Below are 511 nucleotides of genomic sequence, written 5' to 3'. Positions count from 1 at the left end.
GTAACAAGGTAGCCGTATCGGAAGGTGCGGCTGGATCACCTCCTTTCTAAGGATATTTCGGAACGCTGATAGGAACTTGTTCCTATCAGTAAGGACATACATGGTTGTTTGGTTCAGTTTTGAGAGATTAATTTTCTCTTTTTGATATGATATTAAATAGATGGGCCTGTAGCTCAGCTGGTTAGAGCGCACGCCTGATAAGCGTGAGGTCGGTGGTTCGAGTCCACTCAGGCCCACCATCTATTTCCTTAATATTGGGGGGCCTTAGCTCAGCTGGGAGAGCGCCTGCCTTGCACGCAGGAGGTCAGCGGTTCGATCCCGCTAGGCTCCATTTTTGTACCTTGAAAACTAAATAAGAGTAATCAACGACATCAATAATAAAAAGGCTGAAGCGACTGTTTCTAGGAGTTGAAGCTGGATTAATAAAAAAGCAAGGCTAATAATAAGTACGCTTATTTACTGTAACTTAGTTAAGTGAATAAGGGCGCACGGTGGATGCCTTGGCACTAGG

General features: G+C 44.8%; 2 tRNA genes. Both read left to right on the top strand.

The features are described from left to right. The first annotated feature begins 162 nt into the window (after positions 1–162). Positions 163–239, top strand: a tRNA-Ile gene (locus tag BV906_RS19045). 19 nt (positions 240–258) lie between these two features. Beyond that, positions 259–331: transfer RNA gene (locus BV906_RS19040), tRNA-Ala, on the top strand. Positions 332–511: the final 180 nt, after the last annotated feature.

The sequence above is a fragment of the Oceanobacillus rekensis genome (assembly GCF_002153375.1).
Classification (GTDB): Bacteria; Bacillota; Bacilli; order Bacillales; family Amphibacillaceae; genus Oceanobacillus; species Oceanobacillus rekensis.
This window is presented reverse-complemented; position numbering and strand designations above follow the sequence as displayed.